We start from the raw sequence: 18,188 nt of genomic DNA, 5'->3' as shown, positions 1-18,188 counted from the left end.
CATAGGTGATGTGATGAATGTTCACTATTCATGTGGAGCCTGCAGCCGAATAGTTCTTCCGGTTTCACGGCTGAGGTTGGCAGATTCGATAAAACGGATGATTTCCAGCGTCTCTTCAGGATCGATATCGACGATGCCGGTATGGAACATCCGGACAATCTGTTCCAGCATCGAAGCGTAGAAGGGCTTGTGATGATCGCTCATGTTGGCATAACGGGTAGTCTGATCGCCGTGCAGCAGGACGCCGAATTTGTTATTGCCTTTGCGGTTGCCGCGAATTGTGCCCATTCGTCCGTCATCCCAGATCGCTGTAATCTGATCATAATCCTCGCTCTTGGCCGCGCTGACGCTCACACAGCCTCGTCCCAGCACCTTGTACAGCATTTCTACAGCATGGATTCCGTACCAGAACAGCCCCGGCTGCGTAGGCTCAATCGCCATGGGCCCGTGACAATCGGCGCCGATTATCGACTCGGATTCCATGCTTCGAAGCTGTTCGGATAACGCCTCTCCGTAACGAAGGGAGGAGCAGCTCATCCACGGAACGCGGAACCGCTCTGCCGCATCCAGCATCTCTCTGGCTTCCCGCGAGCTTAAGGCGAACGGCTTGTCGATGAAGACCGGCTTGCCATATGGAACAATCCGCTTGAACTGCTCCGGATGGACTCTCCCGTCCACCGATTCCAGCAGAATAGCGTCGCATTCCTCGGCAACGGCTTCCTCAGAGTCGGCAAGCCGGATGTGGTAATTGCTCACCAATTCCTCGGTATAACCTTCAATTCTGTCGCAGCTAAGTGCGAAATCGGGAGAAGGCTTGCCGGGATAGGCGACCTGAATGGTTGCGCCGGGGATATGATGCGGATGACCCGGATCATTCAGAATTTCGGCAAATGCGGTCACATGAGACGTATCCAGTCCGATGACACCAAGCTTCAGCGGCTTTGCACTCATTTAGCTCAGCCCGCCTTTGATCATGTGAGCGGCAACCTTGGCGATAGCTTCAATAATTTCCTCGATATCGCCCGGAGTATAGAACTCGCTGATTCCAATGCGGACAGAGGTCTGCAGCACCTCTTCAGCCTGTGGGCAAATGCCTTTCTCGTAAGAAACCTCGGACAGCGTGAAGGGGTAATTCGTGCCTGGATAGGCCTCCTTCGTCTGGAACAGAGGCTGGAGGTACACGGGCTGCGGAATATACCCGCGCACACAGGAGATGCCTTCCGCATTCAGCGCAGCCACAAAATCATCTACGGAGCCTGTCAATTTCTCCGTATCCAGACGAAACAGAAAGAACCAGAAGGAGCTTGTTCCGCCCTCCGTAATTTTCGGAGGATAAACACCGGCAATTCCGGAAAGACCTTCAATCAGCCTCGTACCGTACTTTTCCCGCATATCGCAAATCCAGGTCAGCTTGTCCAGCTGGGCAATCCCAACAGCTCCCTGAAGCTCGGTCATCCGGTAGTTGGGCGCGATATGATGGATATCCCGGCTTACGACATGATCGAAGCGCTGATAATTTTTGTCCGCAAAAGCGTGGGTGACGGCATAATCATCCTCCCGCCCTGAATTAACGGTCACCATTCCTCCGTCTCCGGTGGAGATATGCTTGAAATCATTCGTGCTGAAGCAGCCGTAATCTCCAATAGTGCCGGTCAATTTACCTTTGTAATAGCACAGGTAGCTTTGCGCGCAATCCTCGATCACCTTCAGCTCATGTTTGCGGGCGATCGCCATAATGGCGTCCATGTCGCAAGGGCTGCCGGCCAGATGGACGACGACGATGGCCTTCGTTCGTTCCGTGATGCGCGCTTCAATTGATGCCGGGTCGAGATTGTACGTATCGGGCAGAACATCCGCAAATACGGGAATCGCATTCTGATACAGAATGCCGATGACGGTCCCCTGATCGGTGATGGGGCTGGTAATTACCTCGTCTCCGGCTGTGACGCCTGCCGCGCCCAGCGCGACATGAATGGCGGCGGTGCCTGACGAAGTGGCGACACTGTATTTCACGCCGTACATCTCATTGAATTTATGAAGGAATTGTTTGACCTTCTCGCCGTAATGATAGAACAGGGTTCCCTGCTCCAGCGCTTCTTTAAGTTCCATAAGCTCTGCCTCTCCGAACCGGTTGCCGCTTCCGAAAGGGGTTGTCTTGGTCTTTGGTCCGCCATGGATCGCTAGCTTGTTCACTGTGTTTATCCCTCCAAATATGTTCGATTCAATACGTATAAGTCAGACCCTGCTGCAAAATAAAGCTTGCCGTCATGCAGGGCCGAGGCCCGGACATAACCCGGAGTACGGATTACCTGATGTCCGCTGCCTGTCTCCATATCGATTTCCCAATACTCTTCACCGCAAAAGGCGCCGGCTGTACGCTCATCCAGCGCCACCAGCCATTGGCAGCTCTGTCCGACCGGAACAGCAGCTACAAATTCCCCTTGTCTGCGGTCAAAAATATGAATCGCATCCCCGGCGCAGCAGACGACCTTGCCGCCCAGCGCGGCAATGGCATTGCCGGCTTCTTGCTCTTCTTCAAAAAGCGATTCCAGAACGATGCCCTTCCCGGGCTCCCAGACGATGAACCGACTCTGCACCTTCCGGGTAGGAAGGCCGCTTGCGCCTCCATTCGTAGTGAAATACAAATATTTCTCATCGGCGGCCAGACCGGAAACCTGCTGTCCCGGGACGGGATCATACCAAATCTCGACTTCAAGCGTTGCCGGATCGACCCGTGAAAGGCCGCCGCCATACACGCCGTACTGCGCAGACCAGCCGGTCCAGAATGCTCCATCGGGCCCCAGTACACTTCTTCCTTCGGGACGGATCAGCTCCGGGGCGACGGATCGGAGAGTACGGGGATTGACGTTGTGGAGTTGCTCCCAAGGCCTGGAAGGATCGTACAGCACATGATCCCCGCCGACATAGGCGCTCATGAACAGGCGGTTATCAATGAACTGCAATCCGTACACCTCGCCGCCGGCGTTGCATACAGAAGGTGAATTCCAGTAGGCGCCGGTGGAGGGATTGAAGCTGAAGACGGTCTGACCGAATCCGCTTGCGCCCCACAGCAGCTCCTTGCCGTCCGATTGCAGCGTGAAGATGGCTGTAGCAGGCGCCTCAACGGGGATGCGCTTCAAGTCCACCTCCATAGGCTCGGCGTATGAAGCGGAATCCGGCGGTAAATCCGCGATGAAATACTCTTGCCCTTTCACCCCGGCTGCGCGATTGCCGCCTAAATGCCTGATAGGAACAGACTGCCCGCCGGTCAAGGTGAGCGTCAGCAGGGGGATGTCCCTCTCCGTGACAGCGCCGCCGTCTACCGGTTGCAGCGCAGCCGCATCGTAATAGGCCAGCCCATTTCCATTTTCTTGCTCCGTGCATACCAATTTGCCGGTAACCCATTTAATCTGCTCTCCCGGTGAGCCGAATTCGATAAACTGGCCGTCGCTGATCCGGTATGCCTTCATTCCGTTCGTGTCAAAGCCGTAATTCATCAAAATATAACCGGCCGCTTCTCCCCAGACCGGACGGCTGTACTGATTGCTCACGTTGTCAGATACCTTGCCCAAGTTCAGGAGCGTATGGGTCTGCGGATCATACTGCATCAATGAGCAGCCCGGATAGGTCCCCCCGTACACCTTCCCGTCCGAGCCGAGCGTCATCCCCCAGAAGTAAGATTCTCCTTCGGATATCAATACCGGCGCCCATTGCCGTGTGCGCAAATCAAGCACATGCAAATAGGCATGATCGACACAGGTCCCCACAACCAGCTTCTCATGATGCCAGTTGACCAGCCCCCAGGCTCCCGGTCCAACGGGAAGCGGGAGGTTCTCTCCCTGACCCGTTATGGTGTCGATCAGGATGAGGCTGCCGGTTTCTCCCATCGCGTAGTTGGAGAGCACGAATTTCTCTCTGCCATCGACAGGGTCAATGAGCACTTCCGTCGCGAGGATATTAAAATTGCGGCAGGGCTTCCCCGCATGGCTGTACAGCTGCTGATTCACAACAAGCCCGCCTTTCATTAAAAAATAAGAACAACCCAAGGCCGTATGGGGCCTTGGGTTGCGGTCCATTGCAGCGGTTGAAAATAAGTTTCGCCCGGATTACTTGCTCATGTTCTTATAGCCGATCAATTCCTTGCCTTTCAGGCTGTCATTCATTTCTTTGATAATGTCGGACCCGCCGCTCTTCATGAATTCATCCACCATCTTGTCCCAATCGGAGAGAGGGGTATCGCCCATGATCATTTTCACTTGCGTATCGGTCACTTTATTCATTGCATCCGTGCCCTTACCGCTATTCAGTGTTGCGGAGAAGCCGGAATTGCTAGGGTCAGCATATTGCTCGAAATCCTGATATTGCTGTTCAAGCTCTTTGACAAGCGGTTTGTAGAGTGGATTAGTCTGGAGCTCGGAATATTTGTTGTCAAGTACGCTTGGAGCCCACATCACAGCATCTGGAAGATAGCTGGCAGGCATCAGCCCTTGATCCGGCTGGGAGAGGGTGGCAACTCCGTTCTCGTAGGTGTAGCCAACACCGTTCTTGCCGTTACGGAAATCAAAAATTTCATTATCCGGTGTCTGCTGATCAATCGGAACAAAGGTGCGCCCGTAGTCGATCATGGAGAGAATGCGGTCGATCTTGCCTTCGTCACCGGCCAGCTTGGCGTTAAGTACGGTGATCCGGTAGTATCCCTTCTGGGCCATAAAGCCCTGGGAGCCGTCCGGTGCAACGAACGGCGGAATGGCGGAGAGCTTGGCATTCGGGTTGACCGACAGCAGGGAGTTCGCCAGATTCTCATCCAGACCGCGGATGCCGGTAATATAGATGCCTGCCTTGCCATTATAGAAGTCGGCCTGGCCTTGCTCGAAGCTCGTATTGGCACCGAAGCCCTTCGTAATCGCCCCTTGCTTGTACAAATCGGCGAATACTTTAACGGCTTCCTTGCGGCCTTCACCGATATAACCTGGGATAAAGTTGCCGTCCGCATCCTTATGGTACCAGGAGTTCAAGTCCCAATAGGCGCCCATCGCATAGTTCGGATAGCCTCCACCGCTCATCACGAGGCCGTAAGTATCGTCTTTGCCGTTTCCGTCGGGATCGTCTTTGGTGAAGGCCAGCGCAACTTTTGCCAATTCGTCGTAGCTCGTCGGCATCTTGAGTCCGAGCTTATCGAGCCAGTCCTGGCGGATTGCAAAGTTCTGGGCAGCCGTATTCGGATAGTAGCGGGGAATCCCCCAGATCGAGCCATCCTTGTTCGTCACAGCCCCCCAGACTTCGGCGGGTACCATTTTGAGAGTCGGGTATTTGTCGATATAATCATTCAGCTTCAGGAAGGCGCCCTGGTCAGCCCACTTCTGGAGGGACCCGGCTGCTACATATTCCTCGATTCCTAGAATATCCGGCATATCGCCCCCGGCTATGGTGGCGGACATCTTCTCCAGGTAGCCGTCATAAGGCACGATGGTCGTCTTGTAATCGACATTAAATTTCTCATTGATCATCTTGACGCCGGCCCCGTCACTCGGGGGGATTTTGCCATAGGTCATATCCATCATCGAGATCGTGTACTTCTTGTCAGATCCGTCAGAAGGTGCTGCCGAAGAGGCGGAATTATTGCCGGCAGGGGAAGTATTTCCATTATTTGAGGATGAACATGCCGCTGTTGTCAATAACGCAATCAGGGTAAGTGAACTCAGAACCGTTTTGTTAAGCTTTTCCATAGTAATAGATCCCCTCCGTAATAAATGTTGAGTCTGGATTGTCTGCGAGCTTCAACCGCTTATCCTTTCACTGAGCCGAGCATCACCCCTTTGGCAAAATGCTTCTGCAGAAACGGATAGATGATGAGAATCGGAAGTGTAGCTATCAGAACAGCTGCCATTTGAACGGTCTGCGCTGGAGGCGGTTCCCGCAGCAAGCTGGATAACAAATTGTTGTCCGGCGGTGCGACGATGACGATCTGGCGAAGGACGACCTGGATCGTCCATTTGGTGGTGTCATTCATGTACAGGATGACGTTGAAGTACGCGTTCCAGGCATCCACCGCATAGAACAGGGCGAAGGCGGCAAGGGCCGGTTTGGACAGCGGCAGGGCGATTTTGCGGAAAATTTGCAGTTCATTGGCTCCGTCAATATTCGCCGCTTCGAAAATCTCCTTGGGCAGACCCTGGAAAAATTGCCGGATGACGATGAGGTTGAAGGTGCTGATCATACCGGGAAGTATCAGTGACCAGTAGGAATTGATTAACCCGAGATTGCGTACCATCAAATAGCTGGGAATCAAGCCAGGAGAGAACAATAGCGTGAACACGATCATACGGAGAATCAGCTTGGAGCCGGTGAACCGGAAGGTTGTGGCAAAAGCCATTGTGCTCGTCATGAGCAGATTGACACAGGTGATGACAACGGTGAGACAGGCACTGACGAGCATGGCCCGTCCGAATGTTTCGGTGCTGAAGATGTAGCGGTATGCGCCAAGATCCCATTTGGAGGGCCACAGAATAATATCCTTTTGCACAAAGTCCTGCATGGTCGAGAAGGATACCGAGAAAATGTACAGCAGCGGAAAGATCATACACAGGCATACGATACTTAGCAAAAGATAGTTGAAGGCGTTGAACCATTTGTCGGCTCTGGATTTATAATGCATGGCAGGCGCTCCTTTCCATTGAAGTGAGGTTAGAATAATCCGTCATGGCCGAATCTTTTGGCGATTTTATTGGCGCCCAGGACCAGCACAAGACCGACAACCCCTTTGAACAGGCCTACCGCCGTACTGAAGCTGAAATCGCTTTGCTTGATCCCTTTTTCATAGACGAAGGTGTCCAGCACGTTGCCTATTTCCTTATTGAACGGGTTCAGCATGAGGAAGATTTGCTCGAAGCCTGAATCCAGCACGGAGCCGAGCCGCAGGATCAGCAGAATAACAATGGTGCCGCTGATGGAAGGCAGGATGATGCTCCAGATTCGTTTCCAGCGTCCGGCTCCATCGACAATCGCCGCTTCCAGAAGCTCATTATTCAGGGAAGCCAGCGCTGCCAGGAAGATGATGGTGGACCAGCCGGTCTCCTTCCAGATCAGCTCAATAATGACGATGGGAACGAACATATGCGGGTTAGTCATGAACGAGACCCAATTATAGCCGAGGCTTTCCAGGATCTGATTGATGATGCCTTCCGGCTTCAGAAAGATAGTGGCGATGCTGATGATGACGACCCAGGAGAAGAAGTGGGGCAGATACACAACGGACTGAATAATGCGTTTGACTTTGCTGTTGGCAACCTCATTGAGCATGATAGCCAGGAAGATCGGAGCGGGAAAGACGAATACAATTTGCGTAAAAGAGATGTATAGCGTATTGCGCAGCACTTTCAGCACTTCCGTGTCTTCGAATATGCGCTTGAAATTGTCCAGCCCCACCCAATCGCTCGCCCATATTCCCTTAAAAGGATTGAATTCCTGGAACGCGATAATATTTCCGAAGACGGGGATGATCTTGAAGACCAGGAAATAGATGAGACCGGGGAGGAGCAGCAGGAAAATATACCGCTCTCTCCAAAGCTTGCTGCGCCATGTCCGGGGAACATAACTCGATTCTTCATACGGTTTGGATCCGGTCATTACCTTTGACAATTTCAATCTCCTCCTCGCCCACGATATGCTTGCTGCACAACACTCCGAATTTACGCTCACGGATGCTCCCCTCGGCGGGATTGCCGCTCGTTACCGGAACATAAACGGCGGTCTGCCGCGGCAAAGCCGTTCCTTCCAGAACAGGAACACCGGAATCGTCGAGGCCGGCAATCCATAGATTCCGCCGCGCTCTTTCCCAGTCGTTAACCTCGGCGATGGTCCAGAGAGCGAAACCGCGTCTTCTGGCGCCGTCTACTACTTCACGGATAGCCTGTCTGACCGATTCGAAACGGTGGATATGCGCCTGATGAAAAAGGAAATGGGCAACGCCTTCCGCCTGCTCAATGGCATTGAGGAACGGATCGACAACACTGGAATCGTAAAGCTCGGGGTGGTTCAAATCCTGGCTGAGAAAACCGATCTCAAGCACATCATAGAACCGGTTGCCCTCGGTGAAATCGCTGATTGGAAAATAGGGATGGCAGGTGCCGAAGATCAGGCCGATGTTACCCGCTTTGCTTGGCCCCCTCGACTGATCCGCTTCAATTCCATTGCGTTCGCACCAGAGGAATAATTCTCCCCAACCCTCGAAGCGGGTGTAGTGATTTTTATTGGAAGGGATTTTGGTGAGCCGGGCTGACCGCTTCAGCCATTGGCTCTGACTGCGAAAGGCTTCTTCGCCCCAGCTTCCTCCGTCCATTTCCAGTGCATTGTAATGAAGGGAGAGCTCATGGCCGTCGGCCTTTGCTTCATCATAGTACCGGGCGGAATAACCGGGCTCCAGCATGCACCAGGTCGTCCGGATGCCGAGTTGCCGGAGAAAATTCAGTGTGGTCTCGGCGTGCTGATCTACATTTAGATCGCTGTCATGCGAGATGGATAATACCGCCGGAACTCCTTCAGGCCAATAATTCAGGAAAGGAAGAGGGAGATCCTTGGCGGCGGCGGCCTTGATCAAATGGCTGATGAATACCTCCCGCCACCAGTCCGCGTAGGGATAGGCGTAGTAGCTCATGCCGGTCGGCGTCTGCAGCCGGTCATACTCCCAATCCATTGCACAGCGGTCATCGGCCTTCAATATATCCTCCCTGATCGGAATGGTTCCGTCCGGGGAGGCTGAACCATCATCGTAGACAGGTCCCGTACCCTGCTGCAGGGCAACGATCGTGAAGGGGATGTTCACCGACCAGCGTTCGATGAAGCCTTGTCCGACCGGGATGGACAGCAGCGCCGGTCCGGCTTCTGCGCCTTGCGGTCTGCCTTGGTGCAGCATGCCGGACGCCCCTGCGGCACTGTTCTGTGTGCGGTTAGGGCTCCATGGCATCGCCGCCAGGAAGCGCAGCGGGGAATGATTAAATTCCGGAAGCGCCGCGTACCCTGAACCTGTCGGCCGGTCTTCATAATATCCCAGTTCCTCGGCAAGCATGTTCAGTCCGGCATATGAGATAACAGTTCCGCCGTTCTCTGCATAGGATTTCAACTTGCTGCCATTCTCGCGGTTCTCTTCGCACAGAGCGACAATAAGAAGATCCGGCTGATTGCTTAAGGCTTCATCCAGAGTCTTGAAGCTGCGATAGGGGATTCGGTGCTGGTCCAGAAGCTCCTCTATAAATCCTTCAAATGCATTAACGCCGTATCGCCATCTTCGCAATTGAACGGATTGCTCATTTACGACTGCTAATTTTGCAATGTTCATCTGATGTCACTCCTTTTTTTGATTGCAGCATCCGCAATTACGTGGTAGATATTATAACATGTTTCTCGGATAATAAATGGTATAGGTTTAGTACCGATTCCATTATATCATGAGGTTATGAAGAGAAGTCAACCACCAATGTTAAGGATAATGACATATAAAATAAAAAAAAGAGCCGCTGAAATTACTCAGCGGCTTCGATATGAGGGGGTTCGGAGGGGGCGAACAAGCCTTGCAGTCTATGGGCGAGCTCATCGGGGGCATCAAAACCCGCCCAGAATTTAATCATTTCACTATGCAAAATCTCGGCTGCCGAATTCGGAAGGAATTCATGCATGAAGTACAGATGCTCCGGATTGTCCTGGGATAGCCCGAGCGCTCCAAGCTCAAGCTCTGTCCACACTACTTTGTTGACCTGGGGGTAGACAGACAGAAACTTGGCTTCGCTGGCCATTCGCATCTGATAATCCATCCGCATCGAGAACTCGGCGAACAGCTTGGCCAGTTTCGGATTGCCGCTCGTCTGCGGAATCATCATCCCGTTCGCAATCGTGAGATTCCCTTTATGGGCTTCCGGGCTCATGGGAATCGGAATGACCGTAACCGGGAAGTCCCCGTTATGCATGCCGGTGGTCAGCGTTGTCGTCAGGAACATGCCAAGATGGCCTTCGTCGAACAGTTGGGCCAGCAGCTCCCAATCATTGATCGCTGCGGCCGGACTGCTTCCGTCTTTATAAATCATGGTCTGGATGTAACGGAGGAACTCGCCGAGTCCGTCAATATTCAATGTGCCCGAAGACTCCTGCTGCAGAGAGCAGCCGTACTTTCTGGCGAGCACGGGCCAGCGGTACAGGGAGGAGGACAGCCCCAGGCCATAAATATCGCTTTGCCCGTCTCCGTTAGCATCTCTCGTCATGATTCGGGCCGCTTCCGCGAACTGCTCCCAGCTCCAGTCCTTTGTCGGCATTTCCAGACCGTTATCGCTGAACAGCCGGGGATTACAGGCCAAAAATACCGGGGAGTAGGTGAGAGGAACGGCGTACTGCCGGCCCTCATGGCGGAACACATTAACCAGCTGATCATTGTTCACTTCCTGTTCCGGAATGATATCCTCAAGCGCAAGGAACTCCTCCAGCGGCAGATGCTGCATATCATGATCGCTGATGATAACCAGGTCCGCCCTGATGCCGAAGCCCGACAGATCCTTCAGCAGCTTCTCGTTGCGCAATTCCGTCTTGAACTCTCTGAACTCCACATGCGGATACTGCTCCTTGAACATTTCTATCAATATGGGAAGTGCTTTTCTGACATAGGAGGAATCGTAGGGGCAAATGATGTTAATCACGTTGGACTCATGTTTGGTGATGTCCAGATCCTTGGCAACCATAGTCCCCCGGCCGACCATCTTGATCAGAAGGCCCTCATTGGTAAGCAGCTCCAGTGCCTGGCGCAGGGAGTTTCGGCTGATGTTGTAGAGCTGGCACAGTTCTTTCTCGGGAAGCAGAAACTGGCCGGGCTTCAGGAAGCCGGACAGGATCTCCATCCTCAAAATCCCTGCCATTTCAATATATCGAAATTCTTTGTTATTCAACCATACCCCTCCAATTTAGGTGAATCAAATTCAATTCTAGAAAACCATTATAATATGCCGGAAAAAATAATGGTACAGGTTTAGAACAAATTTGTCCCATTTTCGTTGACACTATGAAGTTTGGGGTGCTATATTAGTTTCTAATTCATTCAGCAAAACAAATTTTCAGCATAAAGAAAAATGGAGGCCTGTCATGAAAGGGAATATTCCGGTTATACCGACACCGTTCACCAATGGGAAGATTGATTATTCCGGATTTGACAATCTGATCGACTATACGTCCGAGTATTTGGAAGGTTATGTGATCGGAGGGAGTACAGGAGAATCGCCGGCATTATCTGCTGCGGAGCGGATTGAAATTGCTCAGTATTTCGCCAAGGCCGTACCGGACAAGCATGTTGTGATCGGTCTCGGACATACGAATTTGCAGGAAGCGGCCGGCATCGGCAAGGCGGCGGCGGATGCAGGAATCCGCTCGGCGCTTGTTCCGAGTCCCTACTATTTCCCGAACTCGCTGGAGATGGTCAAGGAGTATGTGGGAAGCCTGGCGGAACAGACCGGCTTGCAGATTATTTTCTACGACAACCCGGTAACGACCAACACCTTCTACACGGCCCAGCAGCTGATCGAGCTGGCGGCAGCCGTCCCGGCTATCAAGGCGATCAAGATGACCGATCACAACATGGGCAAGATTCGCGCGCTGAAGAAGGATGGCGGATTGGCGGTATTCGGCGGAGACGATATTATTTGTTACCGCGCTATTGAGGCGGGAGTGGACGGGAACATGATCATTGCCCCGATTATTTACCCGAAGGAATTCAAGGAAGGCTGGGATCTGTACCAGGAGGGAAGACGTGAGGAGAGCTTCGCGGTATTCGCAAGAACGATTCTCCCCTTCATTCATATGTTCGGCCCCGGAGATGAAATCCCGACGACCAAAGCCTTGTACCATCATCTGGGCTTGTTCAAAAGCGCGGAAACCCGGCTGCCGCTGCTTCCTTCCGATGAACAGCGCGTGAGAGAGACTCTGCTGGGCTATCAGTATGGTCGGAAGGGATAGGACGACTGGAAGTCCCGGCGAGAATGGTCAGCATCCGGCGAGAATGTCAGCATAAAGGTATGAACGGAGGAGCCGAATGAAGAAATGGCTTGATCTTACAGGGAGACTGGAGAACGGGATGTGGAATTACGGGAAGCCGTTTCCCGACATTTCGGTGCAGCAGGTTGCGTCGCTTGAAGCCGACGGCTATGAGGGACATGCCTTTCAATTACATTCCCTTGCAGGGACATATCTGGAGACAGCCAATCATCTGTTTGAAGGCCGTGAGACTATTGGCGATATCTCCTTGGACCGGCTGATGCTCAGAGCCTGGGTAGCGCAGCTTCCGGACAAGCAGCCTTTCGAACCGATTACAGCGGATGAGCTTGAAGCAGCGGTAGAAGCGGCAGGGAGTGGTCTTGCGCCAGGCGAGGCACTGCTGATTGCAACAGGCTGGGATGCCTATTGGAACAAGCCGGGTTACATCGAAACAAGTCCGTTTTTCCTGCCGGAAGCGATGGACTGGATTATCGATCATGACGTGGGACTGCTGGGACTGGACATCACTTCAATAGAAGATCCGCGCAAGCCGGCTGCTGAAATGACGCTACTCCAGCGCTATTACGCCAAGGACCGGCTGATGATGGCTCCTTTGGTGTCGCTGCGGGAAGCGGGGCAAGGGCCGTGGAACCTTGCGGCGCTGCCGCTGCATATTCCCGGTGTCTGCGCCGCCCCCTGCCGGGCTGTTCTGTTTCTGCCCTGAATCGGCGTCAGGCTCCGAACCCCAGCTTCCGGGATATCGCCATCGCCTTATCCTGCAGCTGATGGCCGAAATCATCGAAAGAGATGCTTGGCAGTTCGCTTCTGAGGGCGGTAATTCCGAGGGAGCCGGCGGTCATCCCCGTATTGTCGAAGACAGGGACGGCAATACAGCGGATTCCCGCTTCGCCTTCCTCGTCTTCAATAGCGTAGCCTTTCTCCCGGACACTGGCCAGAAAGGACTTGAAAGCTTCCGCTGTCTGGAGCGTATGCTCCGTAGTCTTGGGCATTCCGTGCTTCTGGATCGCCTGTTCCAGCTGCTCGTCCGTTAAATAGGCTGCCAATGCTTTTCCGACAGCAGAGTTGTGCAGATACTGGCTCTGCCCGACCTGTGTCGAGAACTGAACGAATCCCGGGCCGTTCACTTTATCAATATAGAGTGCTTTGTCATTCTCAAGAATGGCCAGATGCACGGTAAATCTCATATTCGCGGCGACCCATTCCATCTCCGGTCTGGCTGCCTGGCGGATATCGAGCTTGGCTAATCTCTCCATTCCGACGTTGTACAGCTTCAGCGTCAGCTGATATTTACCCTCATGCGTCTTCATCACATATCCCAGGTTCTCGAACTCGCCAAGAATCGTAAAGATCGATGATTTTGGCATTCCGTTTCGTTCATAAATATCGGTGACGCCCAGGGCTTCCTTGGAGGACGCCAGCATTTCCAGAATCGCCATTCCTTTGGCCAGGGCAGGTACACTGTACTGTTTTTTCATAAAAAGATTGGATCACACCTTTTCCGTATACTGAAAAATTGAAACTGCAGACTTAATTAAAACATATTCTTCAAAAGCTAGCAACGCTTGATAAGCTTGATTTAATCAGATTTTCGGGCATATTTCTTATATTATATGGAATTCTGCATGATGAAATATCATTTTTTATATTGAAAATGGGGGGCTTCCATTGAAGTTGCACTTTACCGGAGATATCGACGGATTAACCGAAGGGCTGAGAGAACTGGCATCTGATGCAGGGATGGAGCTCTCTGCCGATGGCGTTGAAGTGAAGGTGGTTCACCACATCGATCCGAGGATTATTGTGGAAGCCAATAAGGAAGGGCTGTATATTCATTTTCACCGAACAATTCATTTCTTCCGGGCGGTCGGATTGCTGATTGAAGCTCTGCGCAGCCAAAGTGAATTCCGGATTGAAGAAGTGCCGCAATTCGAGATGAACGGACCGATGTTCGATGTGTCCCAGGGCGGTGCCGTCATTCGAACGGACTCGGTCAAAGCCTTCCTGCGCCGCATGGCCCTGATGGGCCTTGACATGATCATGCTCTATGCCGAGGACAGCTTCGACCTGGAGGGACATCCCTACTTCGGCTATATGAGAGGACGTTACTCGCAGGCGGAAATCAAAGAGTTGGATGACTATGCCGACCAGTTCGGCATTGAGATGATTCCTTGCATTCAGACGCTCGGCCATTTGGCGGATGTGCTGAAATGGAATGCTTATGCCGATATCCGGGACGATCTGGAGACGCTGCTCGTCGGTCATGAGCGCACGTATGAGTTCATTGAACAGATGCTCATTGCCGCTTCGGCCCCGGTCCGCTCGCGGCGTATTCATATCGGCATGGATGAAGCCTGGAAGCTGGGCCTTGGCGCGTATCTGATTCAGAATGGCCTGCATTCCAAATTCGATATTATGAACGCCCACCTCAAGAGAGTGATGGAGATCGTGGATCGCCTGGGACTCTCGCCGATGATGTGGAGTGACATGTATTTCCGCGCCGGCTCGCCCAAGGGAGATTACTATGACAAGGATTGCGTGATTTCGGATGAAGTCATCGCGGGCATGCCGGATCATATCCAGTTCGTGTATTGGGACTACTACCACTATGACGAGGCCTTTTACACGGATTGGATTCGCCAGCATAAACGTTTCGGATCGACGCCGGTCTTTGCCGGGGGCATCTGGAATTGGAAGGGGTATGTGCTGAACTACGGAGCCACCCTTGCTTCGACCAATGCGGCGCTGAATGTGTGCAAGCGCGAAGGGGTAACGGAAGTAATCGCAACGCTGTGGGGCGACGACGGCACGGAATGCGACTGGTTCTCCGCACTGCTCGGCCTCCAGCTGTTCGCCGAGCATGGCTATGCGGCGGAGCTGGACGAAGATAAGCTGAGCCGTCGCTTCCATTATTGTACGGGAGCCCGAATGGATGACTTCATGGCGATCAAGAATGTGGACGAGCCGCCAGGCATTCAGCCGGGCAATCTGGAGACGTACAACCCGTCCCGCTATATGCTCTGGCAGAATGTCATGATGGGCTTGTTCGATGAGAATATACGCGGGCTTGATGTGGCCGGACATTATGAAGCACTCCAGGAGCAAATGGCTCTCTTCGCAACGCGGAATGGCGCCTACGGCTTCGTGTTTGAAGTGCTTGAACGGCTCTGCAGTGTTCTTGCCCTGAAAGCGGACGCAGGCCTTGTAATCACGGATGCCTATCTCGGCGGAGACAAGCAGGCGCTCTCGAATATTGTGCGGGAGCTGCTTCCGGAAATCCGCGTGCGGGTGGAGCAGCTGCGCTCCTATCATCTGGAGCGCTGGCATGTCGTGAACAAGCCGTTCGGCTGGGATATTATCGACCTGCGTTATGGCGGGCTGCTGGCGAGTCTGGATACGGCGGCTGCGCGAATCTCCGCTTACTTGGCGGGCAGCGTGGACCGGCTGGAAGAACTGGAGGAGCAGCGGATTCCCTATCAGGGCCAGGAAGGCATGGTGGATTGCTATCTGTACAAGCATATGCCGACACCGAGCCGGATTTCGCAGTAGACGAGCGCATGGCGGAGGAGCGCGAGATTGGTGAACGGAAGGCGGACGAACGGAAGGTGGGCGAACGGAAGGCAGACGAATGGAAGGCAGACGAATGGAAGGCCACAGAGGGGAGGCGAACCGATGGAGGACAAGCTTCAGGATGAGAAGCTCCGGATCAGAGAATGGGTGCAGCTGAACCGTGAGCGAATGATCGAGATGCTGTCTGAGCTGATCCGGCATGATACGGTCAATAAGGTAATCAGCGGTTCGGAGAAGGAGTGCCAGGAAGCGTTATGCATGATGCTGGAAGATCTTGGTCTTGAGGCCGAGCTGTACGAGCCCGAGCAGGTTCCCGGGTTCCACGAGCATCCGGCCTACTACCCTGGGAAGGATTACAGCGGCCGGCCAAATGTCAGTGCGGTGTGGACAGGAACAGGCGAAGGCAAATCGCTGCTGTTCTCCGGCCATATCGACACGGCGGCGGTTGCCCCGGGATGGCAGGGTTCTCCGTTCGAGCCGGTCATCTCGGGCAGCAAGCTGTATGGGCTGGGCGCCTACGATATGAAAGGCGGGCTTGTGGCATCGATTCTGGCGGTGAAATGCTTGATGGATCTCGGGCTGCGGCTGAAGGGGGATGTGGTGATCGAATCGGTTGTGGATGAAGAATTCGGCGGCGCCAACGGAACAGTGGCAGGCCGGGCGCGCGGGATCATCGCCGATGCGGTTATCATCCCCGAGCCAACCAATCTGGCCTTGTACCCGGCGACCCGGGGAGGAGCCTTGTGGCGGGTGACTTTCAGAGGGACGACAGGACTGTCCTTCAACGGCGAGGAAATTCGCAACCCGGCGGTCGATGCGGCGAGATTCATTCTGTTTCTGGAGCAATATGAGGTGCTGCGCGCCGAAGCGGAAGGACCTGCTCCGTGGTATTCCGGACGGAAGGAGCAGCTTCCGATTATCGTTACGCGGCTGGAGGCCGGGGATCTGAAGTCGCCGCTCTGCGACGTCGGACCCGTTGAGTGTCATGTGGACATCTGGGTGGAATGTTACCCGGGTGTGGACGAAGATCAGCTCCGCGAGGAGCTGCTGACCGGCTACCGGGATTTCTGCGGAGTGCGGCCCGGTGATGGTCTCGCCCTGCCGGAGTTCAAGCGGATGATCCGCTTCCTGCCGGGCAGTCAGGTGGCGGCGGATATTCCGCTGATTCCGCTGCTCGCTGGGGAGATTGAATCGGCTACGGGACAAGCGGCCGAGGTGACCGGCTCGCCGTTCGCCTGCGATGCGTTTGTCTTCAATGAATACAGCGATTCACCAGCGCTGATTCTGGGACCGGCGGGCGGCAACGCCCATGCGCCGGGTGAATATGTCGATCTGGACAGCCTGTCCGTCCTGATCGAAATCTATGCAGGCGCGATGCTTCGCTGGTGCGGATCATCAGCCGCCGAATTGTAATTGCAACTACAAGTTAGGAGAGATGACGATGAGACAAGCCATTCGCACCCGTAATGCCTCCGTCGGAAGCGGACCTTATTCCCAAGGGATTGCCGCCGGAAATATGCTGTTTATTTCCGGACAAGGCCCCCTTGATGGGGATGGAAGCATCGTGAGCGGTGATATTGAAGCGGAGACCAGACTGACCATGAACAACATCAAGGCGATCGTGGAGGCAGGCGGATGTACGATGGACGATATTGTGAAGATCAATGTTTTCCTCGCCAGCCTTGCCGACTTCGACCGTTTTAACGCGGTCTATCAATCTTACTTCGAGAGCCCGTTTCCGGCGAGAACCTGCGTGGAGGCCGGCCTGGACGGAATCAAGGTGGAGATCGACGCCATCGCATACAAGCCGGAGTAATGGAAGGGAGAGACTGCCTAATGCGGCGTTTTGAGAATTCAACAGCACTGGTAACAGGTGCGGGCCAGGGAATTGGCCTTGCAATTGCGGAGCGCTTCGCAGCGGAAGGTGCGCATGTCATCCTTGCGGATATTCAGGAAGCGCTGCTGCTGCAAGCGGCGGAACGCTTCAAGGACTTGGGATACTCTGTTTCTTATCAGGCGCTGGATGTGTCCCGTCCCGAACAGGTGGACCGGATGGTTGAGCGCATTGTCCAGGACGGAAGAAGCATCGATATTCTGGCGAATAATGCCGGTGTGGCCTGGGAGGAGTCCTTCCTCGACATCAAGGATGACAACTGGCGAAGAATGATTGATGTGAATTTGAACGGCATGTTCTATGTGGCGCAGCGGGTTGCCCGCCAGATGAAGGAACAGGGCAAGGGAGCGATTATCAACATGTCCTCCACCAATGGACTCGCGGGGGAAGCGAAATACGCGCATTATAATGCTTCCAAAGGCGGGGTCATTCTGCTGACGAAGACCATGGCGGTGGAACTGGGCGCTTCGGGGATTCGCGTGAACGCGGTCTGTCCGGGCTATATTCAGACCCCGATGTCGGAGGCAATCGATGATCCCGAGTTTGTCAGCCGGTATATTCAGAACCATATCCCGCTGGGCCGTGTCGGGGAACCGAAGGACATTTCCGGCGTGTTCGCCTTTCTCGCTTCGGAGGATGCGGCCTTTATCAACGGCGAATGTATCGTCGTAGACGGCGGACAGCTGGCATTTTAAGGACAAGG

16 protein-coding genes are annotated in these 18,188 nt (G+C 53.8%); 7 read left to right on the top strand and 9 right to left on the bottom strand.

Annotated elements, in window-relative coordinates:
- Window positions 1-24: 24 nt before the first annotated feature.
- The 8 genes from PSTEL_RS18380 to PSTEL_RS18345 form a co-directional block, all read right to left on the bottom strand.
- Window positions 25-951: a Gfo/Idh/MocA family protein gene (locus PSTEL_RS18380; protein WP_038697551.1), complete on the bottom strand. Its 927-nt coding sequence runs from the start codon at window positions 949-951 to the stop codon at window positions 25-27.
- On the bottom strand, window positions 952-2,193 hold the full coding sequence (locus tag PSTEL_RS18375) for a DegT/DnrJ/EryC1/StrS family aminotransferase (RefSeq protein WP_038697549.1): 1,242 nt from the start codon (window positions 2,191-2,193) through the stop codon (window positions 952-954). It lies immediately after the preceding gene.
- Between the two features lie 5 nt (window positions 2,194-2,198).
- The gene (locus PSTEL_RS18370) at window positions 2,199-4,007 is read right to left on the bottom strand and encodes an NHL repeat-containing protein (RefSeq protein ID WP_038697547.1); all 1,809 of its coding nucleotides are present in this window, start codon (window positions 4,005-4,007) and stop codon (window positions 2,199-2,201) included.
- A 99-nt stretch (window positions 4,008-4,106) separates the two neighbouring features.
- Window positions 4,107-5,726, bottom strand: coding sequence for a type 2 periplasmic-binding domain-containing protein (locus PSTEL_RS18365; RefSeq protein WP_038697545.1), 1,620 nt, complete (start codon window positions 5,724-5,726; stop codon window positions 4,107-4,109).
- A gap of 59 nt (window positions 5,727-5,785) precedes the next feature.
- Complete coding sequence (locus PSTEL_RS18360; RefSeq protein ID WP_038697543.1) at window positions 5,786-6,655, bottom strand: carbohydrate ABC transporter permease; 870 nt, start codon at window positions 6,653-6,655, stop codon at window positions 5,786-5,788.
- A 29-nt stretch (window positions 6,656-6,684) separates the two neighbouring features.
- A complete protein-coding gene (locus PSTEL_RS18355) occupies window positions 6,685-7,626 on the bottom strand; it encodes an ABC transporter permease (RefSeq protein ID WP_038697541.1) in 942 nt (313 codons plus the stop codon).
- On the bottom strand, window positions 7,604-9,334 hold the full coding sequence (locus tag PSTEL_RS18350; protein ID WP_052098667.1) for a polysaccharide deacetylase family protein: 1,731 nt from the start codon (window positions 9,332-9,334) through the stop codon (window positions 7,604-7,606). The genes PSTEL_RS18355 and PSTEL_RS18350 overlap by 23 nt, the downstream gene beginning before the upstream one ends.
- A gap of 184 nt (window positions 9,335-9,518) precedes the next feature.
- Window positions 9,519-10,925, bottom strand: a complete 1,407-nt coding sequence (locus tag PSTEL_RS18345) for an extracellular solute-binding protein (RefSeq protein ID WP_038697539.1) — start codon at window positions 10,923-10,925, stop codon at window positions 9,519-9,521.
- A 193-nt stretch (window positions 10,926-11,118) separates the two neighbouring features.
- Here PSTEL_RS18345 and PSTEL_RS18340 point away from each other — a divergent pair, with 193 nt between their 5' ends.
- Window positions 11,119-11,985 (top strand): dihydrodipicolinate synthase family protein, encoded by an 867-nt coding sequence (locus PSTEL_RS18340; RefSeq protein ID WP_038697537.1) that lies wholly within the window; start codon window positions 11,119-11,121, stop codon window positions 11,983-11,985.
- A 76-nt stretch (window positions 11,986-12,061) separates the two neighbouring features.
- Window positions 12,062-12,727 (top strand): cyclase family protein, encoded by a 666-nt coding sequence (locus tag PSTEL_RS18335; protein ID WP_038697535.1) that lies wholly within the window; start codon window positions 12,062-12,064, stop codon window positions 12,725-12,727.
- Between the two features lie 7 nt (window positions 12,728-12,734).
- Here PSTEL_RS18335 and PSTEL_RS18330 read toward each other — a convergent pair whose 3' ends face one another.
- Window positions 12,735-13,499, bottom strand: a complete 765-nt coding sequence (locus PSTEL_RS18330; protein WP_038697532.1) for an IclR family transcriptional regulator — start codon at window positions 13,497-13,499, stop codon at window positions 12,735-12,737.
- Window positions 13,500-13,689: 190 nt separating this feature from the next.
- On the opposite strand from PSTEL_RS18330, the gene PSTEL_RS18325 reads away from it, so the two are divergent.
- Genes PSTEL_RS18325 through PSTEL_RS18310 form a run of 5 tightly spaced genes read left to right on the top strand, consistent with a single transcriptional unit; the run spans window position 13,690 to window position 18,180 of the window.
- Complete coding sequence (locus tag PSTEL_RS18325) at window positions 13,690-15,570, top strand: beta-N-acetylhexosaminidase (RefSeq protein WP_038697530.1); 1,881 nt, start codon at window positions 13,690-13,692, stop codon at window positions 15,568-15,570.
- On the top strand, window positions 15,522-15,716 hold the full coding sequence (locus PSTEL_RS27715) for a hypothetical protein (RefSeq protein ID WP_156995910.1): 195 nt from the start codon (window positions 15,522-15,524) through the stop codon (window positions 15,714-15,716). The genes PSTEL_RS18325 and PSTEL_RS27715 overlap by 49 nt, the downstream gene beginning before the upstream one ends.
- Entirely contained in the window at window positions 15,694-17,004 is a 1,311-nt protein-coding gene (locus tag PSTEL_RS18320) for a M20 family metallopeptidase (protein WP_038697529.1), read from the top strand. The genes PSTEL_RS27715 and PSTEL_RS18320 overlap by 23 nt, the downstream gene beginning before the upstream one ends.
- A 28-nt stretch (window positions 17,005-17,032) precedes the next feature.
- The gene (locus tag PSTEL_RS18315; protein ID WP_038697527.1) at window positions 17,033-17,407 is read left to right on the top strand and encodes a RidA family protein; all 375 of its coding nucleotides are present in this window, start codon (window positions 17,033-17,035) and stop codon (window positions 17,405-17,407) included.
- Window positions 17,408-17,427: 20 nt separating this feature from the next.
- Entirely contained in the window at window positions 17,428-18,180 is a 753-nt protein-coding gene (locus PSTEL_RS18310) for an SDR family NAD(P)-dependent oxidoreductase (protein WP_038697525.1), read from the top strand.
- Window positions 18,181-18,188 lie beyond the last annotated feature (8 nt).

The organism is Paenibacillus stellifer (genome assembly GCF_000758685.1).
GTDB lineage: Bacteria > Bacillota > Bacilli > Paenibacillales > Paenibacillaceae > Paenibacillus_AQ > Paenibacillus_AQ stellifer.
The sequence above is the reverse complement of the archived record's forward strand: the minus strand, read 5'-3'. Positions and strand labels throughout refer to the sequence as shown.

Bases quoted from the DNA above. Each gene is read 5' to 3' on its own strand.
- PSTEL_RS18320 (WP_038697529.1), top strand. From the start codon at position 15,694: ATGGAGGACAAGCTTCAGGATGAGAAGCTCCGGATCAGAGAATGGGTG.
- PSTEL_RS18330 (WP_038697532.1), bottom strand. From the start codon at position 13,499: ATGAAAAAACAGTACAGTGTACCTGCCCTGGCCAAAGGAATGGCGATT.
- PSTEL_RS18350 (WP_052098667.1), bottom strand. From the start codon at position 9,334: ATGAACATTGCAAAATTAGCAGTCGTAAATGAGCAATCCGTTCAATTG.
- PSTEL_RS18380 (WP_038697551.1), bottom strand. From the start codon at position 951: ATGAGTGCAAAGCCGCTGAAGCTTGGTGTCATCGGACTGGATACGTCT.
- PSTEL_RS18340 (WP_038697537.1), top strand. From the start codon at position 11,119: ATGAAAGGGAATATTCCGGTTATACCGACACCGTTCACCAATGGGAAG.
- PSTEL_RS18365 (WP_038697545.1), bottom strand. From the start codon at position 5,726: ATGGAAAAGCTTAACAAAACGGTTCTGAGTTCACTTACCCTGATTGCG.
- PSTEL_RS18315 (WP_038697527.1), top strand. From the start codon at position 17,033: ATGAGACAAGCCATTCGCACCCGTAATGCCTCCGTCGGAAGCGGACCT.
- PSTEL_RS18360 (WP_038697543.1), bottom strand. From the start codon at position 6,655: ATGCATTATAAATCCAGAGCCGACAAATGGTTCAACGCCTTCAACTAT.
- PSTEL_RS18310 (WP_038697525.1), top strand. From the start codon at position 17,428: ATGCGGCGTTTTGAGAATTCAACAGCACTGGTAACAGGTGCGGGCCAG.
- PSTEL_RS18335 (WP_038697535.1), top strand. From the start codon at position 12,062: ATGAAGAAATGGCTTGATCTTACAGGGAGACTGGAGAACGGGATGTGG.
- PSTEL_RS18355 (WP_038697541.1), bottom strand. From the start codon at position 7,626: ATGACCGGATCCAAACCGTATGAAGAATCGAGTTATGTTCCCCGGACA.